At 69.0% G+C, this 24682-nt stretch carries 22 protein-coding genes and 2 pseudogenes; 12 read left to right on the top strand and 12 right to left on the bottom strand.

Annotated elements, in window-relative coordinates:
- Positions 1-98: 98 nt before the first annotated feature.
- From pssA to ACN28I_RS18895, 4 genes and pseudogenes are all read left to right on the top strand, one after another.
- Complete coding sequence (pssA, locus tag ACN28I_RS18910; RefSeq protein ID WP_420943375.1) at positions 99-935, top strand: CDP-diacylglycerol--serine O-phosphatidyltransferase; 837 nt, start codon at positions 99-101, stop codon at positions 933-935.
- Between the two features lie 58 nt (positions 936-993).
- Positions 994-2261, top strand: a pseudogene (locus ACN28I_RS18905) (CinA family nicotinamide mononucleotide deamidase-related protein).
- Positions 2258-3730 carry a hypothetical protein gene (locus tag ACN28I_RS18900; RefSeq protein ID WP_420943374.1) on the top strand — a complete coding sequence of 491 codons (1473 nt, stop codon included), beginning with the start codon at positions 2258-2260 and terminating at the stop codon, positions 3728-3730. The pseudogene ACN28I_RS18905 and the gene ACN28I_RS18900 overlap by 4 nt, the downstream one beginning before the upstream one ends.
- 52 nt (positions 3731-3782) lie before the next feature.
- Positions 3783-4307, top strand: coding sequence for a DUF1285 domain-containing protein (locus ACN28I_RS18895; protein ID WP_420943373.1), 525 nt, complete (start codon positions 3783-3785; stop codon positions 4305-4307).
- On the opposite strand, the gene recA is transcribed toward ACN28I_RS18895, so the two are convergent.
- On the bottom strand, positions 4304-5353 hold the full coding sequence (gene recA / locus ACN28I_RS18890; protein ID WP_420943372.1) for a recombinase RecA: 1050 nt from the start codon (positions 5351-5353) through the stop codon (positions 4304-4306). The two genes, ACN28I_RS18895 and recA, sit on opposite strands and share 4 nt — an antisense overlap.
- Positions 5354-5516: 163 nt before the next feature.
- Positions 5517-6308 (bottom strand): lysophospholipid acyltransferase family protein, encoded by a 792-nt coding sequence (locus ACN28I_RS18885; protein ID WP_420943371.1) that lies wholly within the window; start codon positions 6306-6308, stop codon positions 5517-5519.
- Between the two features lie 100 nt (positions 6309-6408).
- Between ACN28I_RS18885 and ACN28I_RS18880 the strand changes: the two genes are divergently transcribed.
- Positions 6409-7749 (top strand): NAD(P)/FAD-dependent oxidoreductase, encoded by a 1341-nt coding sequence (locus tag ACN28I_RS18880; protein WP_420943370.1) that lies wholly within the window; start codon positions 6409-6411, stop codon positions 7747-7749.
- On the opposite strand, the gene ACN28I_RS18875 is transcribed toward ACN28I_RS18880, so the two are convergent.
- From ACN28I_RS18875 to ACN28I_RS18850, 6 genes are all read right to left on the bottom strand, one after another.
- On the bottom strand, positions 7697-9331 hold the full coding sequence (locus ACN28I_RS18875; RefSeq protein ID WP_420943369.1) for a YifB family Mg chelatase-like AAA ATPase: 1635 nt from the start codon (positions 9329-9331) through the stop codon (positions 7697-7699). The genes ACN28I_RS18880 and ACN28I_RS18875 overlap by 53 nt on opposite strands.
- Before the next feature lie 199 nt (positions 9332-9530).
- A complete protein-coding gene (locus ACN28I_RS18870) occupies positions 9531-10154 on the bottom strand; it encodes a DUF2378 family protein (RefSeq protein ID WP_420943368.1) in 624 nt (207 codons plus the stop codon).
- A 53-nt stretch (positions 10155-10207) separates the two neighbouring features.
- Positions 10208-10702 carry an ExbD/TolR family protein gene (locus tag ACN28I_RS18865; RefSeq protein ID WP_420943367.1) on the bottom strand — a complete coding sequence of 165 codons (495 nt, stop codon included), beginning with the start codon at positions 10700-10702 and terminating at the stop codon, positions 10208-10210.
- Positions 10703-10704: 2 nt separating this feature from the next.
- A complete protein-coding gene (locus ACN28I_RS18860; RefSeq protein ID WP_420943366.1) occupies positions 10705-11130 on the bottom strand; it encodes an ExbD/TolR family protein in 426 nt (141 codons plus the stop codon).
- A 102-nt stretch (positions 11131-11232) separates the two neighbouring features.
- Entirely contained in the window at positions 11233-11910 is a 678-nt protein-coding gene (locus ACN28I_RS18855; RefSeq protein ID WP_420943365.1) for a MotA/TolQ/ExbB proton channel family protein, read from the bottom strand.
- A 69-nt stretch (positions 11911-11979) separates the two neighbouring features.
- The gene (locus ACN28I_RS18850) at positions 11980-12741 is read right to left on the bottom strand and encodes an energy transducer TonB (protein WP_420943364.1); all 762 of its coding nucleotides are present in this window, start codon (positions 12739-12741) and stop codon (positions 11980-11982) included.
- 241 nt (positions 12742-12982) lie between these two features.
- On the opposite strand from ACN28I_RS18850, the gene ACN28I_RS18845 reads away from it, so the two are divergent.
- From ACN28I_RS18845 to ACN28I_RS18830, 4 genes are all read left to right on the top strand, one after another.
- Positions 12983-16207, top strand: a complete 3225-nt coding sequence (locus ACN28I_RS18845; protein WP_420943363.1) for a TonB-dependent receptor domain-containing protein — start codon at positions 12983-12985, stop codon at positions 16205-16207.
- A gap of 29 nt (positions 16208-16236) precedes the next feature.
- The gene (locus ACN28I_RS18840; protein ID WP_420943362.1) at positions 16237-17115 is read left to right on the top strand and encodes a hypothetical protein; all 879 of its coding nucleotides are present in this window, start codon (positions 16237-16239) and stop codon (positions 17113-17115) included.
- 137 nt (positions 17116-17252) lie between these two features.
- Entirely contained in the window at positions 17253-18788 is a 1536-nt protein-coding gene (locus ACN28I_RS18835) for a radical SAM protein (RefSeq protein WP_420943361.1), read from the top strand.
- Between the two features lie 353 nt (positions 18789-19141).
- Complete coding sequence (locus tag ACN28I_RS18830) at positions 19142-19798, top strand: hypothetical protein (RefSeq protein ID WP_420943360.1); 657 nt, start codon at positions 19142-19144, stop codon at positions 19796-19798.
- 208 nt (positions 19799-20006) lie between these two features.
- Here ACN28I_RS18830 and ACN28I_RS18825 read toward each other — a convergent pair whose 3' ends face one another.
- Positions 20007-20606, bottom strand: coding sequence for a hypothetical protein (locus tag ACN28I_RS18825; protein ID WP_420943359.1), 600 nt, complete (start codon positions 20604-20606; stop codon positions 20007-20009).
- A 3-nt stretch (positions 20607-20609) separates the two neighbouring features.
- Positions 20610-21137 carry a DUF4920 domain-containing protein gene (locus tag ACN28I_RS18820; protein WP_420943358.1) on the bottom strand — a complete coding sequence of 176 codons (528 nt, stop codon included), beginning with the start codon at positions 21135-21137 and terminating at the stop codon, positions 20610-20612.
- Between ACN28I_RS18820 and ACN28I_RS18815 the strand changes: the two are divergent.
- Positions 21033-21413, top strand: a pseudogene (locus tag ACN28I_RS18815) (DUF2752 domain-containing protein); the annotation flags it as partial. The gene ACN28I_RS18820 and the pseudogene ACN28I_RS18815 sit on opposite strands and share 105 nt — an antisense overlap.
- 232 nt (positions 21414-21645) lie before the next feature.
- Positions 21646-22227 (top strand): glycerol-3-phosphate 1-O-acyltransferase PlsY, encoded by a 582-nt coding sequence (gene plsY / locus ACN28I_RS18810; RefSeq protein ID WP_420943357.1) that lies wholly within the window; start codon positions 21646-21648, stop codon positions 22225-22227.
- Here plsY and ACN28I_RS18805 read toward each other — a convergent pair.
- Positions 22144-23391 (bottom strand): THUMP domain-containing class I SAM-dependent RNA methyltransferase, encoded by a 1248-nt coding sequence (locus tag ACN28I_RS18805; protein WP_420943356.1) that lies wholly within the window; start codon positions 23389-23391, stop codon positions 22144-22146. The genes plsY and ACN28I_RS18805 overlap by 84 nt on opposite strands.
- Positions 23392-23415: 24 nt before the next feature.
- A complete protein-coding gene (locus ACN28I_RS18800; protein WP_420943355.1) occupies positions 23416-23715 on the bottom strand; it encodes an antibiotic biosynthesis monooxygenase family protein in 300 nt (99 codons plus the stop codon).
- Positions 23716-23775: 60 nt separating this feature from the next.
- On the opposite strand from ACN28I_RS18800, the gene ACN28I_RS18795 reads away from it, so the two are divergent.
- A complete protein-coding gene (locus ACN28I_RS18795) occupies positions 23776-24630 on the top strand; it encodes a hypothetical protein (protein ID WP_420943354.1) in 855 nt (284 codons plus the stop codon).
- Positions 24631-24682 lie beyond the last annotated feature (52 nt).

Below are 24682 nucleotides of genomic sequence, written 5' to 3'. Positions count from 1 at the left end.
CCTCCGCGAAGCCCGGGCAAATAAAACCTTGATATGATTCGTTCTCCCCCGGCTTTCACCGGAACGGCCAGTGGCCGACACATGGAGTCAGGAGAACGATGAGACCCCACAAGTTGATGTTCGTTCTGCCCAACCTGTTCACGGTCTCCTCCATCCTCTGCGGCTTCTACGCGATGATCCTCTGTGCGGGGCAGCCGGGCCCGGCGCAGTTCAATCAGGCGGCCCTGTCCATCCTCTTCGCCATGTTCTTCGACGGGTTCGACGGCCGCGTCGCCCGGATGACGAGGACCCAGAGCGACTTCGGGATGCAGCTCGACAGCCTGGCGGACGTCATCTCGTTCGGGGCCGCGCCCGCCCTCCTGGCCTACAAGTGGGCGCTCGAGCCCCTGGGCTTCCTCGGCCTCTTCCTCTCCTTCGCCTTCGTCGCCTGCGGCGCGCTGCGGCTCGCGCGTTTCAACGTGCTGGCCATGCGCAGCCCCCAGGGCGGTGGCGGGAGCTTCTTCGTGGGCCTGCCCATCCCGCTGGCCGCCGGTGTGCTCGTCTCGATGATCATCGCCCACCACGCCGCCACGGCCGGTGAGGCGCTCGAGGACGCGGCCCGGGGCCCCGTGGCGGTGGCGTCGACGCTGCTCGCGCTGCTGATGGTGTCCACCGTCCGCTACCGGACCTTCAAGGACCTGCGCCTGTCCCGCCGTTCGGCGTTCGTCCTCATGCTGATGCTCGCCAGTGGCGTCGTCATCGGCACCCGCTTCCACCCGGCCTATGTGCTGGTGGCCTATTCGTTCGCCTACCTCGCCTTCGGGCTCGTCGAGTCCGCCTTCCTGGTGCGCAACCGCCTCGTGGCCCGGAAGATGGGGCCGGGGGCCGGTGTCGCGGCCGTCCTCGAGGAGGAGGACGAGGAGCTGGACGACGAGGACGAGCAGAAGATGGCGTAACCGCGCCGCTCTCCTGGAACGTGCCGGGGACGCCGCATGCGGCTAGGATGCGCCGCCCATGCGCGTCGAGCTGCTGTGCACCGGTGACGAGCTCGTCACCGGACTGACCCCCGATACCAACAGCCCGTACCTGGAGGCGCGGCTCTTCGAGCTGGGCATCAAGGTGGCGCGGGTGGTGCTGGTGGGGGACGTTCGCGAGGACATCACCGGGGCCTTGAAAGAGGCCGCCACCCGCTCGGATGTGGTCATCGTCTCGGGAGGGCTGGGTCCCACGGCGGACGACTTCACCGTCGAGTGTGCCGCCCAGGCCGCCGGTGTGCCGCTGGTCGAGGACGCCGGGACGCTCCAGTTCCTGCGCGAGCGCGCCGCGAAGCGGGGCCGGGAGCTGACGCCCAACGTGGCGCGCATGGCGCTGGTGCCCGGGGGCTCGGAGGTGGTGCCCAACCCGGTGGGGGCCGCGCCCCTGTTCATCGTCCGGATGGGAGACTGCCGCCTCTTCTTCCTGCCCGGTGTGCCGCGCGAGTACCGGGCGCTGGTGGACGGCGAGGTGCTGCCGCGCGTGCGCGAGGCGCTGGAGAAGCGGCCGGGGCGCACGTACCGCGCCTTCCGCCTGCTGCGCACGGTGGGCATCCCCGAGTCCGTGCTGGACGCGCGCGTGGCCCCGTTGGCGGCGGCGCACCCTCGGGTGGTGTTCGGCTTCCGCACGCATGCCCCGGAGAACCAGCTCAAGCTGATGGCGGAGGCTCCCTCGCAGGCCGAGGCCGATACGGCCCTGGCCGCCGCCGAGGCCGCCGCCCGCCGGGAAGCCTCGGGCTGGCGGTGTACGGCGCGGATGGGGACTCCTATCCCGTGGTGCTGGGGAAGCTGCTGACGGAGGCGCGGGCCACGCTGTCGCTCGCCGAGAGCTGCACCGGAGGGCTCATCGCGGCGCAGCTCACCGGGGTGTCCGGTGCGAGCGGCTTCCTGTTGGGCGGAGCGGTCGTCTACACCGAGCCGATGAAGACGGAGTGGGCGGGAGTGTCGCCCGAGCTGCTGGCTCGCCATGGAGCGGTGTCGGCCCCGGTGGCGGTGGCCATGGCCGAGGGCATCCGCGCCGCCTGCAAGACGACCTATGGCCTGTCCGTGACGGGCTTCGCGGGCCCGACGGGGGGCACCCCCGAGGATCCCGTGGGAACCGTCTACTGTGCGCTCGCCGGGGAGGGGATTCCCACCCGTTGCGAGCGTTTTTCCATCGCAGGCGATCGGGACCTCGTGCGCCTGTTCGCCGCCTCCTACGCGCTCGAGCTGCTGCGTGAGCGCCTGTTGACCTCGCCTTCCGCCCCATGAGCCGCTCCAAGTCCAAGCGTCCCAAGCAGTCCTCCGCCCAGGCCTCCGGCTCCGCGCCGTCTCCCGAGCCGGCCAGCGAACCTCGGACGACCCCGCCGGAGTCCACCCCTTCCGAGCGGCCCGTGGAGCCCTCCGTGTCCACGGGAGCGCGAGGCGGGGTGGCGGGAGCCGCGTTGCGCATCTGGTTCTCGGCGTACCGGGTGGAGGTGGTGCTCTTTCTGGTGAGCTTCGTGGTGCTGGCCAGCTTCAGCTCGCAGCGTTTCCTGCGGCAGAGCGAGGCGCCGCACTTCGTGTACCAGTCGAAGGCGTGGCTGGAGGGGCGGCTGGACCTGGACCCCGAGGTGTTGCCCAACCTGGAGGACTGGGCGTGCGTGCGCGAGGTGGCGGGGGCGAAGCTCCGGTGCGAGGGCCGGGTGCGGCCCGGGGACCGCTGGTTCGTGAGCTTCCCGTCGTTCCCCGCGGTGGTGATGCTGCCCTTCGTGGCGCTGCACGGCTACCAGTTCAACGACACCTCGTTCGGGGTCATCGTCGGGGCGTTGGCGGTGGCGCTCTTCTACTCGCTGCTGCGCTTCCTCGCGAAGGAGGGGGAGACGGAGCGGGACCGCACGGAGAACATCGTCCTGGCGCTGGTGCTGGCCTTCGGCACGCTCTTCTTCTACGCGGCCATCCGCGGCGAGGTGTGGTTCAGCGCGGAAGTGATGGGCGTGGCCTTCACGTGCCTCTACGTGCGCAACGCGGTGCGGGCGCACCGCCCGGTGCTCGCGGGCCTCTTCTTCTCCATGGCCACGCTCACCCGCACGCCGCTGCTGTTCACCGGGCTCTTCTTCGTGCTGGAGGTGCTGTGCCCCGGTCCGGACCGGCTCGGGCAGCTCAAGACGCTGGGCGAGCACTGGAAGCCCGTGCTGCGCAAGCTGGGCCTGTTCGCCCTGGGGGCCGCGCCGCTCGCGCTGCTGGCGGCGGCCTACAACTTCTACCGCTTCGGCAGCCCGGGCGAGTTCGGCCACTCGTTCCTCTACAACAACCGTGTCAACGTGGACATCGACCGCTTTGGCCTGTTCGACCCGGTGTACCTGTCGCGCAACCTGGAGGCGGCCTTCCTCAAGTTGCCGAGTCTCTCCTTCAACCCGCTGCGGCTGGGCTACGATCCGCATGGCCTGTCGCTGCTGCTGACGTTGCCGCTGCTCGTCTTCCTGGTGGTGCCGAAGCGGAGGCCGCGCCTGCACTGGCCGCTGTGGCTCACCGTGGCCGTGACGGCGCTGCCCGGGCTCTTCTACCAGAACACCGGCTACATGCAGTTCGGCTTCCGGTTCAGCATCGACTACACGCCCTACCTGCTGCTCCTCTTCGCCATCGGCGGCTGGTCCCTGCGCAACCGCGCGGTGCAGGCCGCGGTGGTGCTCGGGGTGCTGGTGAACTTCTGGGGCGCGGTGGCCTTCCGCGGCTACACCGAGCTTGTCCGGAACTGGTAGGGCCGGGCGTGTTGGCTTGACCGGCCGTCCCGGGGCGAGCAGATAACGGGATGTGACACAACCGCCCTCAGGACCCACTCCTCCGTCGGGACCGCCGCCTCCCGGCAAGCGCTGGCACACCCGCGAGGACAGCGGCATCCGGCTCGATGCGCGGCTGCGCTGGTGGCACGACGACGAGCCCATCGAGCACCCGCGCATCATCGAGCTCTTCAACGCCTCGCTGGTGCTCGACGAGCAGGGCCGCTACCAGCTCCAGATTGGCCAGGACTGGTGCTACGTCCAGGTGGAGGGCCCCGCCTACGAGGTCCGCACCGTGGACGTCACCCCGGACGAGCGGGTGTCCGTGCGCCTGAGCGACCGCACCGCCGAGGCGCTCGACCCCGCCACCCTCGCCGTGGACGCGGAGGGCGTCCTCACCTGCCAGGTGAAGCGTGGCCGGGCGAAGGCGCGCTTCTCCCGGGACGCCCAATACCAGCTCGGCGAGCTGATGGAGCAGGACGAGGGCGGCCAGCTCTACCTTCGCGCCGGCCAGCGCCGTCTCGCGGTGCCGGTGCCGCTCGACACCCTGGGCACCTAGGCCATCGCCGCCGGCGCTTCCATCTCTGCGGCCGCCGGGCCCGGAGCGGGGACGGGGAGGGACATCCCCACCACTTCACGGGCGAGCGCCTCCATGGCCTCCGGGTGCTCGCGCAGCCACTCCGAGGCCCGCTCCCGGCCCTGGCCGATGCGCTCCCCGCGCAGGCTGAAGTGGCTGCCCGCCTTGTCCACCAGCCCCGACTGCACCCCCAGGTCCAGCACCTCGCCCGGGCGGTTGATGCCCACGCCGTACAGCAGATCGAACTCGGTCTCCTGGAAGGGCGGGGCCACCTTGTTCTTCACCACCTTCACCTTCGCCCGCGTCCCCACCACGCTCTCGCCGTCCTTGAGGTTGCTCGTGCGGCGGATCTCCAGGCGCACCGAGGAGTAGAACTTCAGCGCGTTGCCGCCCGTCGTCGTCTCCGGGTTGCCGAACACCACGCCGATCTTCATGCGGATCTGATTGATGAAGATGATGCAGCACCCCGAGCGGCTCACCGCGCCCGTCAGCTTGCGCAGCGCCTGGCTCATCAGCCGCGCCTGCACGCCCATGTGCGCGTCCCCCATCTCGCCCTCGATCTCCGCGCGCGGCACCAGCGCCGCCACCGAGTCCACCACGATGAGGTCCACCGCCCCCGAGCGCACGAGCTGCTCGGTGATCTCCAGCGCCTGCTCACCGGTGTCGGGCTGGGAGATGAGCAGCTCCTCCACGCGCACGCCCAGCTTGCGCGCGTAGTTGACGTCCAGCGCGTGCTCCGCGTCGATGAAGGCCGCCACGCCGCCCTGCGCCTGCACCTGGGCAATCGCGTGCAGGGTGAGCGTCGTCTTGCCCGAGGACTCGTTGCCGAACAGCTCCACCACGCGCCCGCGCGGGTAGCCGCCCACCCCGAGCGCCCGGTCCAGCCCCACCGAGCCCGTGGGGATGACCGCCACGCGCTGCTCGCGCACCTCGCCGCCCAGGGGCATCACCGCGCCCTTGCCGAACTGCTTCTCGATCGCCGCCACCGCCGCCGCCACCGCCTTCAGCTTCTCCGTCAGCTTGTTCATCGTCGCTCCTCGCCGCCCTTGTTGAGTGGCGCCTCGCCTCGGAGCCGGAATGGCCCGGGCGCGCCGCGAGGAGCATGAGCAACGGCCGTGCCGTGCCCGGCTCACTCGGGCGGCGTGGAGCGCGGGTGTCTCGTTTGGCGCGAGGTGTCCCGCACGGCGGAGCTCAGGCGGGAGTCTCGAGCTCCTTGTCGTTTCCGGCGGTGAGCGCGTCCTGGGGCACGCCGCCCTGGCCGCCGATGTCCCGGTGGAGCTGGAGGATGGCGTCGCGCACCTCGTTCAGGAGGGCGTCGCGCTGGGCCCCCTTGCGTCCGGCGGTGGAGATGGGCGGGCCCACCTTCACCCGGAGGGGATGGCGCCGCAGCCGGATGCTGCCCCGGGGGAGCATCTCGCGCGTGCCCTCGATGGCCATGGGGATGATGGGCACGCCGGCCTCCACGGCCAGCGCGAAGGAGCCCTTCTTGAAGGGGAGGATGCGCCCGTCCATCGAGCGGGTCCCCTCGGGGAAGACGAGGAGGTTGGAGCCGGCGCGGATGCGCTCGCCCGCCAGCTTGAGGCTGCGGATGGCCTCGCGCGGGCTGGAGCGGTTGAGGAAGATCATCCCCGTACCCGCCATGTACCAGCCGAGGAAGGGAATCCACTTGAGCACGTGCTTGGCGATGAAGCGGATGTTCACGGGAATCACCGCGAACGCCACGGGGATGTCGAAGGCGGACTGGTGATTCATCAGGAAGATGTGGGGCTTGCTCCAGTCGACATCCGGCAGGGGCTCCACTAGCAGGGGCGAGCCGGTGATGCGCCAGTGCATGGGGGCCCAGAAGCGCCGCGCCATCATCAGCGGCACCTCTCCGTTGAGGGTGAGGATGGCCGCCAGCCCGGACACGGTAATCCAGAACACCAGCCACAGAACCAGGAAGACGGCCTGGAAGAGTGCGATGAGGGGTGACAGGAGCATCATCACCCGGCCTTCTAGCTCGCCCAACCGCGAGCGGGTACGGGGTAGACGCGGGGACGTCGATTGCATTGAAGTTCCCCGGGCCGGGAGGAACATCCTGAACATGACAGGCCCACGCGACACGCTTCCCCATGTCGTCATCCTGGGTGGTGGTTTTGGCGGTCTGTACGCGGCGCGTTCGCTGCGCAACGCCCCGGTGCGCATCACCGTGGTGGACCGGCAGAACCACCATCTCTTCCAGCCCCTGCTGTACCAGGTGGCCACGGCCACCCTCAGCCCGGGAGAGATCGCCTCGCCCATCCGGGGCCTGTTGGGCAGGGACGTGACGGTGCTGCTCGCCGAGGTGACGGGCGTGGACGTGGCGGGCAAGCGCGTGCTGCTGGCGGACGGGGAGCTGTCCTACGACTACCTCGTCATCGCCACGGGGGCGACGCACTCGTACTTCGGTCACGACGAGTGGGCGAAGCACGCCCTGGGTCTGAAGACGATCGACGACGCGCTGGAGATCCGCCGCCGGGTGTTGCTGGCCTTCGAAATGGCCGAGCGCGAGCCGGATCCGGTCCGCCGCCGCGAGCTGCTCACCTTCGTCATCATCGGGGCGGGGCCCACGGGGGTGGAGATGGCCGGGGCGCTCGCGGAGATCTCCCGCCACTCGTTGGCGCGGGACTTCCACAACATCGACCCCTCACAGGCGCGCATCCTCCTGTTGGAGGGGTTGCCGCGCGTGCTGCCCGTCTACCCGGAGCACCTCTCGGAGAAGGCCCGCCGCTCGTTGGAGAAGCTGGGGGTGGAGGTCCGCACGGACACGCGGGTGACCCACATCGACGAGACGGGCGTTTTCATCGGCGAGGAGCACCTCCGGGCGAGGAGCATCATCTGGGCCGCGGGAGTGGCGGCGTCGCCGGTGGCGCGCTCGTTGGGGGTGGAGCTGGACCGGGCGGGGCGCGTGAAGGTGGCGCCCGAGCTCACGCTTCCCGGCCGGCAGGACGTCTTCGTCATCGGCGACCTGGCGCACTTCGTCCAGGACGGCCAGCCCATTGCGGGGGTGGCGCCCGCGGCCATGCAGCAGGGCAAGCATGCCGCGCGCAACATCCGCCAGCAGCTCCAGGGCAAGCCGATGGAGGCCTTCCGTTACTGGGATCGAGGCACCTACGCGGTCATCGGGCGCGGCAAGGCGGTGGGGGTGGCCTTCCAGCGCTTCGAGTCCTCGGGCTTCAGTGCATGGCTGGCGTGGCTGGGCATCCACGTCCTCTTCCTCATCGGCTTCCGCAGCAAGCTGGCCGTGCTCATCAACTGGGCGTACTCGTTCATCGCCTTCAAGCGCTCGGCCCGCCTCATCACCGGCCCTTTGCCCGTGCTGGTACGGCCGGAGAGGGCAGGGGAGGGCCCGCTCAAGAGTCGTCCGGGGACTGAGGCGCCCGCCCGGGACGCGGCGGTGGGTTGACGCCCTCCTGCCAGGGCGGCGGGCCTCCCAGGGTGTTGGTGTGCAGCCAGGTGCGCCGGTCGATCTGCCGGCAGTCGATGGCCAGGTGCACGTCGGCGTCCTCGATGCGCTCGTGACCTTCCAGGTCCGCCCGGGTCAGCGCCAGCTTGAGGATGCGGTCATGGGCGCGCGCGGACAGGCCGTACTGCTCCATGGCCTTCTCCAGCTTCCTCCCGGCCTTCTGGGACAGCTTGCAGTAGCGGTGCAGCAGCCGCGTGGGCATCTGCGCGTTGCAGTACACCCCGGGCTCGTCGCGGAAGCGGAACCGCTGCCGCGCGCGAGCGGCCTCCACGCGCTCGCGGTAGTACGCGCTCGTCGGCTCTTCCCCATCATTCCGGGCGATGTGGTGGTACTCCACGGGGCGCGTCTGCAGGGTGATGTCGATGCGGTCCATCAGCGGTCCGCTCACCCGCGAGTGGTAGTCATGGACGCGGAACTCCTGGCACGAGCATCTGCGTCCGGGAACGTTGAAGAAGCCGCACGGGCACGGGTTCATCGCCGCCACGAGCATCACCCGGCAGGGGTAGGTCACGTGCTGGACGGCCCGGGCCAGATGGATGGTGCCCTCCTCCAGCGGTTGCCGGAGCACCTCCAGCACGTTCTTGCGGAACTCGGGCAGCTCATCGAGGAAGAGCACCCCGTGGTGTGCCAGGGACAACTCCCCGGGCCTCGTGGCCGGGCCGCCGCCCACCAGCCCCGCGTCGGAGATGGTGTGGTGGGGAGCGCGGAAGGGCCGCTCGCGCATCATCGTCTGCTCGTCTCCCAGCAGTCCGAGCACGGAGTAGATTTTCGTCACCTCCAGCGCCTCGTCGAACGTCATCGCCGGAAGGATGCCGGGCAGCCGCCGGGCCAGCATCGTCTTGCCCGAGCCCGGTGGACCGCACATCAGGATGTTGTGGCCCCCGGCGGCGGCCAGCTCCAGCGCCGTCTTGACGTCCGCCTGTCCCCGGACGTCGGACATGTCCAGAGCGGTCTGGCGCCCGCGAGAGGGGGGAGGGGAGCAATCCTCGCGCGTGAAGGGGGCCAGGGGCCGCTCCCCGGTGAGGTGGTCCACGGCTTCACGCAGGTGGTGGACGGCCAGCACGTGGATGCCCGCGACCAGGGCCGCCTCGGCCGCGTTGGCCGCTGGCACCATCACCCCCTGGTAGCCCCCATCCCGCGCCGCCACCGCGAGCGGCAGCACGCCCTTGATGGGCTTCACCCCTCCGTCCAGCGACAGCTCCCCGCCGAAGAGGTAGCGCGACAGGGGCTCCTCCTCCATCAGCTTCGCGGCCGCCAGCACCCCCAGCGCGATGGGCAGCTCGAAGGCCGCCCCTTCCTTGCGGATGTCCGCTGGAGCCAGGTTCACGGTGATCCGCTTCGAGGGCAGCTCGAAGCCGCAGTTCTTCAGTGCGGAGATGACGCGCACCTTGGACTCACGCACCGCTCCCTCCGGCAGCCCGACGACGTTGAAATAGGGCAACCCGAGGGCCATATCCACCTCGCACTCCACCACCACCGCGTCGATTCCCATCAACGCGCCCGACCGCACCCGCGCCAGCATGTCCCGCCCTCCGAATGGTCCTCGCCACGCAGGAGCAATGCGCGTACCGGCCTTTCTCCGAGGGGCACCGCGCGCCTCCGGGTCCCCGGACCTGGATGGCTCGTCTCACGGCGGAGGACTCCACGCTCCCCGCCTGGGAGGTGACGTCGCGCTACGTCCTGCCCATCTGGAGGGTGACGGGGCTGATCGCGGAGTTCATCTACAGGGAGTGGATGGAGCCGGACCTGGTGGCGGCCTTGGAGTCGCCCTTGCCGGCCACGCCCGAGGAGTCGGAGGCCTCGCTCCAACTGATGCAGTAGGTGCAGGCGTGGCCGTCATGGCCGGACAGATCGATGCGGATGTCCTCCGCGCCGGCCGTCCGCAGGCCCGCGTGGATGATGCCGGCGGTGAACGTGGGCAGCGGGCCCACTTCGTTCATCCACAGCTCGAACTGGCGCGGGCCCAGCTCCTTGAGACGTGACTCGGTGTAGTTGTTGCCCGCCCGGAAGTTCTGCGTGGCCCGCATCAGGGACCTCCGGGGCCCCAGCACGCGCAGCAGCGACAGCACGGCGCGCCCCAGCATCGTCTCGCGGAAGCCGTGGATGCAGGCCTCGCCCATCTTGAAGGCGCCCTGCTCCAGCGGCTCGTCGGGGTAGAGCTCCTGGGCCGTGATGCGCAGGAACGTCATCCACGCGTCGAAGGCGTAGGAGGGGCGGAGTTTCTGATCCAGGTCCAGGCCCGCCTGGCGCAGGCGCGCCTTGCAGGCCGGCGTGAGGCGCCCGTGCAGGCCGCGCACGAAGACCGCCTCGAGGGTCTGCTCAAATACCAGGAGCTCGTCGGCCATAGAGGGGTGTCCACTCTAGCCGACGAGCTCCCTGGTTGTGAATCGCACTAGGACTACGGGGCCGGGGCCGGGGCAGCGCCCGGATCCACCGGATCACCCGGGACGCCCGCGGGGGCGGCAGGGATGTCCTCGGTGGCCATGCCCAGCACGAAGGCTCCAGCCTGCTTGGCGCCGTCGAAGGCACCCACGAGCAGACCGTAGTTCGCCTTGTCGTCCGCCACGAAGAAGACGATGCGGTCCTCCTTCTTCTTGGCGGCCAGCATGCGCTTGAGCTTGTTGACGTACTCGTCCTTCTGCACCGGCTCGGTGTTGATGGAGTAGGTGCCGTCGACGTCCAGCTTGACGATGAGCTGGCTGTTGTCCTGCGGCATCTGCTCCACCGGCACGTCTTCCGTCTCCGGAATGCGCACCTCGATGTCCTTCTCGAGGAGCGGCGTGACGACCATGAAGATGATGAGCAGAACGAGCACCACGTCCACCAGCGGCGTGACGTTGATGTCGGAGTTGGGCGGCGTCGAGGCCTTGACCCACTTGCGCTTGGTGCTCATGGCTAGTTCTTCAACTCCTCGACGCCAAGGAAGATCTTCTTGGCCTTCGCCTTGCGGGTGACCTCCATCACCTGGCGCACATCGCCCACGGTGAGGGCGCTGTCACCCTTGAGGAGGATCTTCTTGTTGGGCAGGAAGGAGAGCGTGTCCTTCAGCTTCGCCTCCAGCCCGGCCGCGTCATACTCGTCCTGCTCCACGAACATCTTCTTGTCCGTGGTGATGGAGAGGATGATCGGATCCGGGTCGGTCGTCCCTTCCTTTTCGGCCTCCACCTTGGCCGCCTTGGGAAGGGTGACGGACTTGCCACGCTGGAGCATGGGCGTGACGACCATGAAGATGATGAGGAGTACCAGCACCACGTCTACCAGCGGCGTGACGTTGATATCGCTCTTGGGCCCCCCTTGGGAGCCGCCTGCGGACATTCCCATGCGTGCACCTGTTCCTGGAGAGGAGAGCGCCCGCCCCACGTGAGGTCTCCGGTTCGCGGAGACCCGTTACACGCGGAGGCGGGCCTTTGGCTCTCGGGGGGACTAGGCCTGAGGGGCGTGCGAACCACCCAGGTTGCGCGCGACCACGTCCAGGAACTCGTTGGAGGACTCGGAGATGTCCACCGAGCGGGCGTCCACCCAGCCCTGCAGGAAGTTGTAGGCCATCACCGCGGGGATGGCCACCAACAGACCGAAGGCCGTGGTGATGAGCGCCTCGGCGATACCGGCGGAGATGGTCCCCAGACCACCGGAGCCCGCGGCCGCCATGAGCTGGAAGGCGTTCACGATACCCATCGTGGTGCCCAGCAGACCCACGAACGGGGCCGTGGAGCCCACCGTGGCCAGGATGCCCAGGCCGCGCTTGAGGCTCTGCACCTCACGCTGCGCCTGGCGCTCCAGGGCGCGCGCCACCGACTCGACCGCCACTTCCTTGTCGGAAGGGCTGATCCGGTACGCGGTCAGGCCGGAGCCGATCACGCGGCCCAGGTGGCCGACCTCCTTGCCCATGTTGGTGTTGGCGGCCTGCTGCAGATCGCCCTTGGCCAGGATGGCCCCCATCTTGGCCGCGAAGTTGCGCGAGTCCTTGCGGGTCTTGCGGAAGACGATCATGCGCTCCGCCATGACCACCAACGACGCGACGGACATGATCGCCAGAGTGAAGATAACACTACGGGCGAACAGACCCGTGTGCGCCCAGATTTCGGCAAGCGTGAATTGCATGGTTGGGGGAAGCGCTCCTCCTCGAGCGCGGTTGGGGTACGGCGATTACGACAAACGGCGGTGCCCTGACTAGTGGGGCAGGCTCAGACGGATGTTGAAGGTGTAGTCGACCTGGACGGGCCGACCCTGGAACGTCACCGGCTTGTACCGCTGAGCATACAACGAGTTCAACACGGCCTGCTCCATATGGGCCAGCGGCTTGATGATGCGGCAGCGCTCGATCGCTCCCTCGGTCGTGATGACGCACTTGACGATCATCAGGCCCTGAACGCGCGCCTCGAGGGCCTCGCGGGTGTACTGAGGCTGCGGACCCGACAGCTTCTCCGGGCGGGTCATTCCCGCGCCGAACGGAAGCACGTCCGTGCCGGTGCCACCTACCTGGCCGCCGAGCACACCGCCGACCACGCCACCCACCACGCCGCCGATCACACCGCCGGGCACGCCTCCCTCGACACCACCCTCCACCTCCTCCTCGCTGGCCTCTTCCTCCTCGCCGGCGTTCGGATCAGGCTCCACCTCCGCCGGCTTCTCCTGGGGGATCTCCTTGGGCTGGACGATGACGTCCGGCTTCTTCACCACCGGCTTCTTGGTGGGGTTGCTCTTCTTCGCCGGAGGCGGAGGAGGCGGAGGAGGCGGAGGCGCGGCCGTCATCGGCGGAGCCATCGCCTGCTTGAAGGTCACCTCGACCTCCTTCTCCTTCTCCTTCGGGGGGTTCGCCGAAATCCACACGGCGAACACGAAGAGACCGACGTGCAGGACGACCGAGATGACGGTCCCCACGCCGAAACGCGTCTTGGGGCCTTGTCCGCGGTCAAGGACAGAGTCGAACATGCGCTACGCTCCTGAACTCCGGTGGACACCCACCACGTCCCGTCCGGATCGCAAAAGGCGAGCTACATTACAAAAACCGGGGACGGGTGCAAGTGACCCCACCCTGGAAGGCCACCTGCGTGATCGGCCAATGCCCCACAAGTCACCAAAAAGCAACGGCATATTGACAACTGGTGGACCCCAGGTATTTTCCCGTACCATTTTAGTTGCAGTGCAAGCCCACCTTGGAGGGGTTCTCAGCATGCAAGTAAGACGGATGCTCCGGGCAACCGGAGTGGTTGTGGTCGCGAGCCTGTCGTACGGGACCGCAGCTTACGCCGACAGCGTGATCATTGGTACGGTTGTCGGTGCGGATAACAAGAAGCCTGTCGCTGACGTGGTCGTCACGGCGACCTCGCCCAACCTTCAGGGCGAGCAGGTCGTGGTGACGGACGCTCAGGGCCAGTATCGTATTCCCCAGCTCCCGCCGGGTGTGTACACCCTGCGGTTCGACAAGGAGTCGTTCCGGCCGTTCTCGCGCTCGGAGATCCAGCTGCGCCTGGATCGCACCATCCGCGTGAACGTGGAGCTGCTGCCCGACAGCCTCGGCGAGACCATCGAGATCACGGCCGCGCCGCCGACGATCGACGTGGGCTCGACCAGCGTCGGCATGAACGTCGATCAGGACTTCATCAAGCGCATTTCGGTGAACCGCCCCGGCGGCAAGGCCGGTGCGACCCGCTCCTTCGAGTCCCTGGCCGAGCTGGCCCCGGGCGCGCAGAGCGACGCGTACGGCGTGTCCATCAACGGCACCACGTCTCCGGAGAACGGGTACGTGGTGGACGGTCTGTCCACGAACGATCCGGCCTTCGGCATCAACGCCAGCCCGCTGAGCGTGGAGTTCGTGGGTGACGTCAACATCATCACCGGTGGTTACATGCCGGAGTACGGCCGCTCCACGGGCGGCGTGCTCAACGCGGTGACGAAGTCGGGTTCCAACGAGTTCCACGGCTCCGTCTATGGCACCGTCACCCCGGGTCTCTTCGAGGGCCGGCGCCAGCAGGTGGTGAGCGCCCAGTCGGTGGTCAGCGGCCGCAATGCGCTGGACGTCATGGGTGATGTCGGCGCCACGCTCGGTGGTCCGATCATCAAGGACAAGCTCTGGTTCTTCGCCGGTGTGGCCCCGTCCTACAGCCGCTACACCCACACGCGTACCCTCAACCGCTACGACACCGAGCTCTACACCGACCTGGGTGCGGACAAGGTGGAGGGCACCGCGGACGACTCGATCAAGGCCCGGGTCCTCAAGGACGCCAACGGCTTCAACCGGTACACCACGATCCCGGGATCCGAGCGCACGTTCGGGGCGTCGGCTCAGAGCCTGCAGTACATGGGCAAGCTGACCTACCTCATCAACCAGGACCACAACGTGTCCGTGTCCGTCGCGGGCACGCCGAGCACGTCCGGTTCCACGGGCGTCCTGTCGATCGACCCGCAGACGGGCGGTCTGTTCGCCACGCTCAACGGCAACCCCAACAGCCTGGCCAACATCGTGGAGAGCTCTGGCTCCACGTCCGTGGCCATGAAGTACGCGGGCTCGTTCTCGGACAAGAAGTTCCTGGTCGACGCGAACGTCGGCTGGTTCCACCAGGATGTGTCCACGCTGCCGTCGGACGGCTCCGAGCTGGGCTCCCAGGATGGCCTGGCGGGTCTGGCGGCCGTGCAGTACCGCCAGCGGCGCGCCATCTGGTCCTACGATTACGAGCGCGACGTCGAGGGCATCCGGGCGTACTGCAACGAGAACGTCCCGGGCGTCTCGGAGGCGAACTCCGGAACGGTCGCCTGCCCGACCACGAACTACCGGGATGGTGGCCCGGGCCTCATCTCCGTGGGCAACCTGGATCGCCTCCAGATGAACGCCAAGGGCACGTACCTGCTGGATCTGCTCGGCAGCCACGTGATCAAGGCGGGTGCCGACGTTGAGCTGCTCGGCTACCAGCTGCAGAAGGCCTACACCAACCGGGTGTTCCTGCGCGAGGCGACCAACGGCGCCTACTGGCAGGACTACCGCCGTTACGGCTACCAGAACGGACCGGACGCCGCCGTCTCCGAGTTCTCGCAGAGCTCCTCCACCACGAGCACCACGGTGGGTGGCTTCATCCAGGACAGCTGGACGATCGCCAACCGGGTGACGCTCAACGTGGGCGTCCGGTACGACACCCAGTGGCTGTACGGCGCCGACAAGAGCCTGGCGTTCGTGCTGGGCAACCAGCTCTCCCCGCGCCTGGGTGTGATCGTCGACCCGCTCGCCAACGGCCGCATGAAGGTGTTCGCGAACTTCGCTCGCTACTACGAGCAGGTTCCGCTCAACCTCCTGGACCGTCAGTTCCCGGGTGAGCGCAGCTACTACGTCCAGCGCAACCCCGGCGCCGGCGCTTGCGATCCGGCCACCATCGACACGCGCGAGGGTCAGCAGCAGTGCCTCGGCGAGGGCAACCAGGAGGCCAACCTCCAGGAGGTCCACGCGCCGGGCGATCTCAACCCGAGCTTCCTGCACGCGGGTGGCAAGGTGGACCGCTCGCCGGTCGACCCCAACATCCAGGCCCAGTCCTCGGACGAGCTGCTGCTCGGCGCCGAGTACGAGGTGCTGGCCAACGTCCGGGTGGGTGCCAACTACACGCACCGCTACATGAACTCGGTCATCGAGGACATGAGCCGCGACGACGGCAACACGTACTTCCTGGGCAACCCGGGTCAGGGCTTCGCCAAGGAGTTCCCGAAGCCGGTGCGTAACTACGACGCGGTCACGGTGTTCCTCAACCGCACCTTCGGCGACGGCTGGCTGGCCCAGGCGAGCTACACCTGGTCCCGCCTCGAGGGTAACTACCCCGGCCTGTTCCGTCCGGAGAACTCCCAGCTCGATCCGAACATCCTCTCGGACTTCGACCTGATCTCCCTGCTGAAGAACCGCCGTGGTCTGCTGCCCTACGACCGGACCCACGCCATCAAGGTCTTCGGCGCCAAGGAGTTCAGCTTCTCCAACGATCTGAGCGCGAGCATCGGTCTGTCCTACCGCGGCAACTCCGGTACTCCCATCAGCGCCATCGGTGCCCACGAAATCTATGGCCCGAGCGAGGCGTTCATCGTGGACCGCGGCAGCCTGGGCCGCACCCCCTGGGTCAACAACATCGACAGCAACGTGGGTGTGAACTACCGCCTGTCCAAGACGAACGTGATCTCGCTCACGATGGACGTGTTCAACATCTTCAACTTCCAGGGCATCACCGCGGTCGATCAGATCTACACCAACGTGGCCGTGCTCCCGATCGAGGGTGGCAAGGCCAATGGTGAGCTGACGGCGGATCAGGTCACCCGGGCGGCGGACGGCAAGCCGCTGGCCGATGTTGATCGCAACCTGAACTACGGGAAGCCGACCCAGTACCAGCAGCCGCGGCAGATCCGCCTCGGACTCAAGTACACGTTCTAAGACCTCCAGCCGGATTGGGATTTCAAGAAATGAGCAAGCGCATTGCAACTGCGGTAGCCGTCCTCGGCGCTGCCGGTTTCATCTCCGGTTGTGCCCTCGAGCAGCCCTCCCCCGGGTGCCAGGTCCAGGATTCGGACCACCCCTGGCAGGCGGCCTACACCCTGAAGAACCCCGCTGACGCGTCCAAGTCGTGCGGCAATCTGAAGGGTGAGATGATTGGTGTGTGGAAGTTCGTGAAGGATCCCCTCACGAACCCCACCAACCAGTTCGTCGTCCGGCCGTACGGGACCGCGTCCCGGTTCGCCTACACCTACGAGGTGCAGGAGAAGAACGAGGACGGCACGCCCAAGGTGGATGAAGACGGCGAGCCGGTGATGGAAGAGGTCACGGTCGAGCGCATCGACCCGGAGCAGCTCACGTCGACCAGTGATGGCCAGTCGATCACCGCGAAGGAAGCCGCCACCTCGGGTGTGGCTTCGCTCGCGAAGGCGCCGGACGAGAATGGCCTGTGCCTGGCCGAGGGCTTCACCCGTGAGGCCACGGTGACGGCCTCGGAGGTCATCCACCAGGAGACCGACGAGGTGCTGGTGCCCGCGGAGACGGCCACCTACAAGTACAACAAGGTGGAGATCTACTCGGCGGCCCAGGCCCCGGGTACCCAGCTCCAGGGCGAGTTCACCTACTCGGACGGCACGGGCTGCGAGGCGGAGTACACGATGCTGGCCCTGTGGCCGCAGGTGACGTGCAAGCCCGAGGCCTTCGCCAACCCGACCGAGGAGAACTCGGCGGATCGCTGCGGCGAGGGTTCCGGACTCAACCCGGACTTCGACGCGGTGTGCGTGGCGGGCATCGGTCCTGGTGGCGCGGCTGGCTGCGTGCCCAACGGCAAGGCTGGCGCGCTGAAGTAATCCTCACTCGGCCTCTCCGAGGCTGAGCTGAAGTGAATCGCGGCCCCGGTTGCTCCTCCCCCACGTGGGAGTAGCATCCCGGGGCCGCGGTGTTTATGGACGTTTGAACCCCGTTTCGAGTCTTTCCGGGAAGGTGCATGGAGGGTCGGTACTCACTGGTGGAAGGTGTCGCGGCGCTGCTGGCCGATGAGCAGGGGACGCTCCGCAAGGAGGCCCCCTACCGGGTGGCCCTCTGCTACCCGAGCCCCTACCACGTAGGCATGAGCTCGCTCGGCTACCAGGCCATGTACGGGGAGATCCACGCCCATCCGGGGGCCACCGCCGAGCGCGCCTTCCTGCCCGATGACGTGGAGGCGTACCGCCGCACGCGCACGCCCCTCTTCACCTTCGAGACGCAGGCCCCCGTCTCCAGCTTCCACATGCTGGCCTTCTCCGTGGCCTACGAGCTGGAGCTGAGCGGTCTGTTCTCCATGCTGGAACTGTCCGGCATCCCCCTCCTCAAGGAGGAGCGCGGCGAGCGCCACCCCCTGGTGGTGGCCGGCGGGCCGCTCACCTTCTCCAATCCGGATCCGCTCGAGCCCTTCGTGGACGTGCTCGTGCAGGGCGAGGCCGACGACCTCATCCACGTCCTGCTCGAGGCGGCGGCGTCCATGGAGAAGGATGCCCTGCTGACGCACCTCGCGGGCATCCCGGGCTTCCGGGTGGCCGGGCGGGGAGGGAAGCGCTACCACGTCGCCAAGGCGACGGACTCCCGGCTGCCGGCGCGCTCCGTCATCGTCACCCCGCACACGGAGCTGCGCTCGATGTTCCTCATCGAGCCCGAGCGCGGCTGCTCGCGCGGATGCCACTACTGCGTCATGCGGCGCACCACCAACGGCGGCATGCGCACCGTGCCCCCCGAGCGGGTGCTCTCGCTCATCCCCGCGCATGCGAAGCGCGTGGGACTGGTGGGCGCCGCCGTGACGGATCACCCCCGCATCGTCGAGCTGCTGCGCACCCTGGTGGACTCGGGCCGCGAGGTGGGCGTGTCCTCGCTGCGCGCGGACCGGCTCACTCAGGAACTGGTGGATCAGCTCCGGCGCGGAGGCGCCACCAACCTCACCGTGGCCGCGGATGGGGCCTCGCAGCGCATGCGGGACCTGGTGGACCGCAAGCACTCGGAGGAGCAGATCATCCGCGCGGCGAACTTCGCCAAGACGGCCGGCATGCGGCAGCTCAAGGTGTACAACGTCGTCGGCCTGCCGCTGGAGGAAGACGCGGACGTCGACGAGCTGGCCCGCTTCACCACGGAGCTGTCGAAGATCCTCCCGGTGGCCCTGGGCGTGGCGCCCTTCGTGGCCAAGCGCAACACGCCCCTGGATGGGGCTCCCTTCGCCGGCATCCGCGAGGTGGAGGGCCGGTTGGAGCGGCTGCGCAAGGGCCTGCGGGGACGCGCCGAGGTGCGGCCCACCTCGGCCCGGTGGGCCTGGGTGGAGTACATGCTGGCCCAGTGCGGCCCCGAGGCGGGCCTGGCCGCCATGGACGCCTGGAAGGCCGGTGGGAGCTTCGCCGCCTTCAAGCGCGCCTTCCAGGAGCGCGATTGCCAACCCTTCGTCGCCCGCCGGGTGGAGGATGGACGGCGCCGCCCCACCGAGTGGCCCAAGGTGGAGAACGTCGCTCCACCCTACGTCTGACACTGGCCCGGTCAGACCTTGCCCCGGGCCGCCCGCTCTCTGCTAGAAGGCCGCACGCGCCGCTTCCAGGCGCCAGGAGGCTTCTGCTGCAGTGAGCACGGATCGCGTGGACAAGGCGTGGCAGCGCAAGGGGCTGAAGGACTACTCGACGGAGGCCATTGTCGGGACGCTCGGGCATTACGGCGTGACGGTGAGCGAGGCGGATTTCCGCCAGCTCGCCGAGAAGCAGTACCCGGCCGGGATCGCCGAGAGCTGGATGCCCAAGTGGAAGGGCACCGGCCAGTTCGCCCCCTACCCGTATGCCGCCGCCGGGGAGTTGTGGAAGCGCTGGCTGGGCGACCGGCTCGCCCCCTATGAGCTTCTCCGAGAGCCTCGCCCAGTTGATGGGCGCCCTCGGCCAGCTCCTCCAGGGCGTGCAGCAGGCCCCCGTGGCCTCCTCCTTCGAGCGGATGAACGAGGTGCGCAAGCGCGTGCCCGTCAACGACAAGGGCGAGCCCGACACCGGCTTCATGCAGGAGGCCCTGCGCGTGTTCGACGAGCGCGCCGCCCGCGCCTTCGACGACCTGGCCGAGATGCTCGCCAAGGCCGGCCACGGCGAGCACGCCGATGCCTTCGCCGACCTGGAGGAATTTCTCCTGCCGGATCGCCGCGGCATCGCCAAGCCCATCATCCGCGCCTCGCGCGGTGAGCGGGATGCGGCCCTCGAGGATCTGCAGAAGGCCGCCACCGACAGCGCGCGCACGCCCATCTCGCGCGTGCTCGCCCTGGATGGCCTGCTGCACCTCAAGGCCAATGACAAGGTCGCCGCCGTGGGCCGCCCCCTCCTCGAGGAGGCCGAGCGCACCCAGGACTGGCACCTCGCGCTGGATCTCGTCGCCCGCCTGGAGCACGCCAACAAGCAGCTCGGCGATCGCACCGCGCTCGCGGCCCTCGAGAAGGACCGCGCCCGCATCGAGAAGGCCCACGACGAGGCCCACCCGGGCCACCGCCGTCACCAGCACCAGCACTGAGTCAATACCCCTCTCCCCTCGGGAGAGGGTCAGGGTGAGGGTTCCCGTCACGGTGTTCCCTCCCCCTGGTCCCCCCGTGGAGCCACGGGTTCAACCCTGGTGTCCCGGCACCCTCACCCCGTCCCTCTCCCGAGGGGAGAGGGGAAATGCGCGCGGGGAAATGCGCGCGGGGACATGCGCGCGGGGACATGCGCGCGGGTAGAGGGGCTCAGTAGGGGACGTCTTCCTCGGGGGGCGGCTGCTGGGCCGCCTGTGCGGCCTGTGCCTCCCCTGCTGCCTGGATGTCCTCCTCCGTCTGTCCCCGGCGGGGCAGGGGGATGTACTTCACCTCCGGCACCCCCTCCTGCACGTCCTTCACCGGTACCACCGCCCCCACCGTCGTGTAGCGGATGGCCCCCGTCTGCGTGAAGGTGTGCCGCAGCTCGTACGACTTCGCCCTCGGCAGGAACCACTCGCGCACCGCCTTCAGCGGCAGCACGTGCAGCTCTCCCTGCGCCAGGAAGACGTACACCATCAGGTCCGCGCCGCTGTAGAGGAAGCACCCCGGCGTGTCCCGCTCCAGGTTCGAGACCAGCTCGAAGAAGTAGCGCCGGCGGCGTGGCTGCCGGTCACCCTTCACCTCGATGCCGCGCACCTCTCCCGAGGGCAGCTCCCAGAGCAGGTCCACCCCCCGGTGCTGGAAACGCGGGTCGTCCTGCACGTCATGGACGCGCGAGCCGGGCTCGGTCGCCAGCAACCAGTTCCGGGCGTATTGCACGGCCCGATCGGCCGCGCCCATCACGCCCCTCATGCTGAAGCCGCGCGCCATCGCTCAGCGGCGCAGCTCGACGCCCGTGGCCACGAGCTGCACCTCGCGCGGCTTGCCGTCCGTACCGCGGGGAACGATGGCGCCCTCGGCCTCGTAGTGCTTCGCCATGGACTCGCTCAGCTCCGTCACCTTCACCACGCCCTCCACCCGCGCCGCCGAGCCCGCCGAGTCCAGCGGCACGAAGAAGCCGTAGTCCTTGAACGTCACCCGCACCCCGGCGCCCTTCGCGCCCTCGGCGAGCTCCATCCAGCAGCCCTTCTTCTCGCACGCCTTGCGCACCTGGCCCTCCACGCGCACCGTCTTGCCCTCGTGCACCTGCGGCTTCGCCAGCAGCTCGGCGAGCTTCACCGCCGGAGCCCCCTTCAGGGCCTCGCCGCGCGTCAGCGTCCAGCCCGCGTTGGGCTTCGCCTCGGCCGGAGGCGGCGGGTGGGGGCAGTCCTCTTGAACGGCTGGTTTCGAGGCGGGGGCCTCGGCGAGCGCCACGAGGGGAAGGGCCAACAGCGTCAGCAGGGCGGAGCGGAAGGTCTTCATCCCTCACGGATAGCCCGAAGCCTTTGTCCGGGCAAGGAGCCCGCCATCCCGGTTACACTACCGGACGTGAAGGTCACCCTCCCCAAGCCCAACCGCACCTTCGGCCCCGCCGACGTGCTCGGTCTCGTGGGCCTCGTCGGATTGCTCATCGCCCGCTACATCCCCGTGGCCCGGCTCGTCCCCTTCTGGGGCTGTGCCCTGCGAGAGACGACCGGCTGGCCTTGTCTCGGTTGTGGACTGACGCGCGTGGCCGACCGGGTGGCCCACTTCAACCTCGCGGGGGCCTGGGACGCCAACCCGCTCGGCACGGTGGCCGCCCTCTTCTTCGCCCTCATGGTCGTGGTCATGGTGCTGCACCTCGTCTTCGCCATGCCCATCCCCGAGCTTCCACCTGTCTCCCACCGAGTGGCACTGGGCCCGTATCGCCACCGCCACCGTCGTCCTGCTCAACTACGCCTGGGTGGTGGTGAAGGCGAAGTTCCCCCACCTGCTCACCTAGGACGCTCCCGTGCACGCCGCCGCCCTCCTGCTGCTCGGCTACCTGGCGGGCTCCGTGCCCTTCGGCGTGCTGCTCACCCGCTGGTTCCGGGGCGTGGACGTCCGCCAGAGCGGCAGCGGCAACATCGGCGCCACCAACGTCACCCGCGTGGCCGGCAAGAAGCTCGGAGCCGTGGTGCTGCTGTTGGATGCGCTCAAGGGCGCCCTGGCCGTGGTCCTGGCCCTCTGGCTGGTGCCCGAGGCGCCCCGCCTGCACGCGGCCGTGGGGCTCGCCGCCTTCCTCGGCCACGTCTACCCCGTCTGGCTCAAGCTCCACGGTGGCAAGGGCGTGGCCACCGCGCTGGGGGTGCTCGTCGTGCTTGTACCGCTGGGGGCGCTCGCCGGGGCCCTCGTCTACGCCGGGCTCGTGGCCGCCTGGCGCGTCAGCTCCGTCGGCTCCCTGGCCGGTGGGGTGACGGCCGTGGCCGTCGCCTCCCTCACCGCCCGCGCTCCCGAGTACGCGTGGCTCTCAGCCCTGCTCTTCGCCCTCATCGTCTGGACGCACCGGAGCAACATCCAGCGCCTCCTCCGGCACACCGAGCGGCGCTTCTGACTTCAGCTCGACTCCGCGCACTGGCACCGCCGAATAACCCAGCAGCGTGCAGGCGATGGGGCCGTTCCACAGGTCCCTCCGGCTCCGCGGGCGCGCATGGAAGGCGCTCTCGAAGGCCGGGTTGCCCGAGAGCACCCAGACACGCCAGCCCGACTGCGCCCGCAGGCTGTCGCCCAGCTTGAAGTAGAAGCTCTTCATGCCCTTCTGCCCCCCCGAGCCCAGCCGGTCTCCATAGGGCGGGTTGGTGAGCAGCAGGCCGCCCGAGGCGGGCAGGGGAGGCAGCTTCGTCGCGTCCCCCTCTTCGAGGAGGATCTCCTCGGCCAGCTTCGCCGCCTTCACGTTGCGCCGCGCCGCCTCCAGCGCCTCGGGGTCCTTGTCGAAGCCGACAATCGGGACGGCCACCTTGCGCTCGTTGCGGCGGGCATCCGCGCGCAGATCCTCGAGCAGCTCCCGGGCCCGCGCGCCCAGGTGCGGCCACTTCTCCACCGCGAAATCCCGGGCAATGCCGGGCGCACGCCGCCGGGCGATGAGGCCGCCCTCGATGAGGATGGTCCCCGAGCCGCACATCGGGTCCACCAGCGCCTCCTCGCCCGTGTAGCCCGCCGCGCGCAGCAGGGCCGCCGCCAGCGTCTCCTTCAAGGGGGCCGGGGTGGGGCGCACGCGGTAGCCGCGGCGGTGCAGGGGCTCGCCGCACAGGTCCAACGAGAGCGACAGCCGCTCGCGCACCAGATGGGCGACCACGCGCACGTCCGGGTTCCTGGGGTCCACGTCCGGCCGCGCTCCCAGCTTGTCGCGCATCCGGTCCACCACCGCGTCCTTCACCTTCAGCGCCACGAAGCCCGTGTGGCTGTGCTCGCTGTCCTTGAGCGTGGCCTCCACCGCGAAGGTGGTGTCCGGCGTCAGGTGCTCCTCCCACGGAACGCTGGCCACCGCCTCGTACAGGCCCTCGGCGCCGTGGGCCTCGAACTCGCCCAGCGGGTAGAGCACGCGCATGGCGATGCGCGACCAGAGGCACACCTTGAGCGCCTCATCGAGCGAGGCCATGAAGCGCACCCCGCCCCGGTCCTGCCGGATGCGGCGCGCTCCGAGCTCCTTCAGCTCCTCGGCCAGGAGGTCCTCGGTACCGCGGGCGGTGGTGGCGAAAAGGGCGAGACGTTCAGCCATAGGGCGCTCGCCTTATCAAGCTGCTCACTGGGCTACCACCTCGTACATGCTGAAGGTGGCATCCTGCCGGGCGCTGGCCGCCTTGGTCGCCTTGAAGTCCTCCGACTGGAAGTAGGCCTTCAGGCACTCCCGGTCCCTCCAGCGCGTCACCAGCAGGAACTCGGGCTCCGGCTCGAAGGAGCGCATGACCTCCAGTCCGAGGAACCCCTCGTACTGGTCCACCCGGCGCGAGCGCTCCCGGAACGAGGCCTCCAGGCGCTCGGCCTCCTCGGCGGAGGTCCGGAAGCGGTTGATGGTGACGATCATCGTGGGGGCAACGGTCATGGCGGGATGTGTCCTCTTCCTATACTCCTCCCGCGCATGAGCCTCCATGTCCTCCCTCCGATGACCCGCGTGCAGGGCACGCACGTCTGGTTGCCCCGGCCGGACGGGTTCGTCGAGACCACCCAGTTTCCCGGTCTGGGGGACCCGCGGAGCGGCGCCGTCATCGCCGTGACGGAGCTGCCCGATCCGTACCCGGCGCTCGCCCGGGGGCTCACCGCCGAGCAGTTGGCGCCTCAGGGCATCCGGCTGCTCTCCCGTGAGCCGCTGCGGGCAGGGCCCCACGAGGGCACGCTCCTCCACGTCGAGCAGGAGCAGCGGGGCATCCTCTTCGACAAGTGGATGGCTGTTTTCGGGGACTCGCGCAGCTCGGTGATGGTGGTGGCGAGCTGCCGTGCCGAGCGGGCCTCGGAGCTGTCCTCGCGGCTGCGCACCCTGGTGATGGCCGCCCGCTGGGAGCCCGATGCGGAACAGCCCGACCTTCCGCCCTTCCTGCTCGACTCGCCCTCCGGATTTCAACCCGCCCAGCGCATCCAGCACGGCGTGCTTTTCACCGAGACAGGACGGGTTCCTGGTCCCGGCAGTGAAGCGCCCTACCTCATCGTCACCCCGCTGCCCGGGGCCTCGGAGTCGATCTCTCCACGCGAGCTGTCGGAGGTGTCGCTGGAGCGCATGCCCGGCGTCGATGCGGTGGAGCTCGAGTCGTCGGGACCGGTGCTCGTGGGGGGAATGCGCGGGTACGAGCTGGTGGCTCACGCCACGCAGCGCGACACGGGCCGGGCGCTCTTCATCTATCAACTGCTGCTGGCGGGCCCCGGCGGGTTCGTGCTCGTCCAGGGCCGGGCCAGCGCGGTCGCGAGGGAAGATCTCCTGCCCCGCATGCGGTCCGCCGCTCGCAGTGTGCGCAGGACGGGGTAGGAATACTGACCCTCACCCCAGCCCTCTCCCAGAGGGAGAGGGGGCTTTACAC

Origin of the sequence: Archangium gephyra (assembly GCF_049060025.1) — a bacterium.
Taxonomy (GTDB): domain Bacteria; phylum Myxococcota; class Myxococcia; order Myxococcales; family Myxococcaceae; genus Archangium; species Archangium gephyra_A.
Note: the sequence above shows the minus strand (reverse complement) of the source record. Positions and strands in the feature narration are given on the sequence as shown.

What these genes read in the sequence shown, in the direction of transcription:
- pssA (WP_420943375.1), top strand. Translation starts at nt 99, where the DNA reads ATGAGACCCCACAAGTTGATGTTCGTTCTGCCCAACCTGTTCACGGTC.
- ACN28I_RS18900 (WP_420943374.1), top strand. Translation starts at nt 2,258, where the DNA reads ATGAGCCGCTCCAAGTCCAAGCGTCCCAAGCAGTCCTCCGCCCAGGCC.
- recA (WP_420943372.1), bottom strand. Translation starts at nt 5,353, where the DNA reads ATGAACAAGCTGACGGAGAAGCTGAAGGCGGTGGCGGCGGCGGTGGCG.
- ACN28I_RS18885 (WP_420943371.1), bottom strand. Translation starts at nt 6,308, where the DNA reads ATGATGCTCCTGTCACCCCTCATCGCACTCTTCCAGGCCGTCTTCCTG.
- ACN28I_RS18880 (WP_420943370.1), top strand. Translation starts at nt 6,409, where the DNA reads ATGACAGGCCCACGCGACACGCTTCCCCATGTCGTCATCCTGGGTGGT.
- ACN28I_RS18875 (WP_420943369.1), bottom strand. Translation starts at nt 9,331, where the DNA reads ATGCTGGCGCGGGTGCGGTCGGGCGCGTTGATGGGAATCGACGCGGTG.
- ACN28I_RS18870 (WP_420943368.1), bottom strand. Translation starts at nt 10,154, where the DNA reads ATGGCCGACGAGCTCCTGGTATTTGAGCAGACCCTCGAGGCGGTCTTC.
- ACN28I_RS18865 (WP_420943367.1), bottom strand. Translation starts at nt 10,702, where the DNA reads ATGAGCACCAAGCGCAAGTGGGTCAAGGCCTCGACGCCGCCCAACTCC.
- ACN28I_RS18860 (WP_420943366.1), bottom strand. Translation starts at nt 11,130, where the DNA reads ATGGGAATGTCCGCAGGCGGCTCCCAAGGGGGGCCCAAGAGCGATATC.
- ACN28I_RS18855 (WP_420943365.1), bottom strand. Translation starts at nt 11,910, where the DNA reads ATGCAATTCACGCTTGCCGAAATCTGGGCGCACACGGGTCTGTTCGCC.
- ACN28I_RS18850 (WP_420943364.1), bottom strand. Translation starts at nt 12,741, where the DNA reads ATGTTCGACTCTGTCCTTGACCGCGGACAAGGCCCCAAGACGCGTTTC.
- ACN28I_RS18845 (WP_420943363.1), top strand. Translation starts at nt 12,983, where the DNA reads ATGCAAGTAAGACGGATGCTCCGGGCAACCGGAGTGGTTGTGGTCGCG.
- ACN28I_RS18840 (WP_420943362.1), top strand. Translation starts at nt 16,237, where the DNA reads ATGAGCAAGCGCATTGCAACTGCGGTAGCCGTCCTCGGCGCTGCCGGT.
- ACN28I_RS18835 (WP_420943361.1), top strand. Translation starts at nt 17,253, where the DNA reads ATGGAGGGTCGGTACTCACTGGTGGAAGGTGTCGCGGCGCTGCTGGCC.
- ACN28I_RS18830 (WP_420943360.1), top strand. Translation starts at nt 19,142, where the DNA reads ATGAGCTTCTCCGAGAGCCTCGCCCAGTTGATGGGCGCCCTCGGCCAG.
- ACN28I_RS18825 (WP_420943359.1), bottom strand. Translation starts at nt 20,606, where the DNA reads ATGGCGCGCGGCTTCAGCATGAGGGGCGTGATGGGCGCGGCCGATCGG.
- ACN28I_RS18820 (WP_420943358.1), bottom strand. Translation starts at nt 21,137, where the DNA reads ATGAAGACCTTCCGCTCCGCCCTGCTGACGCTGTTGGCCCTTCCCCTC.
- ACN28I_RS18805 (WP_420943356.1), bottom strand. Translation starts at nt 23,391, where the DNA reads ATGGCTGAACGTCTCGCCCTTTTCGCCACCACCGCCCGCGGTACCGAG.
- ACN28I_RS18800 (WP_420943355.1), bottom strand. Translation starts at nt 23,715, where the DNA reads ATGACCGTTGCCCCCACGATGATCGTCACCATCAACCGCTTCCGGACC.
- ACN28I_RS18795 (WP_420943354.1), top strand. Translation starts at nt 23,776, where the DNA reads ATGACCCGCGTGCAGGGCACGCACGTCTGGTTGCCCCGGCCGGACGGG.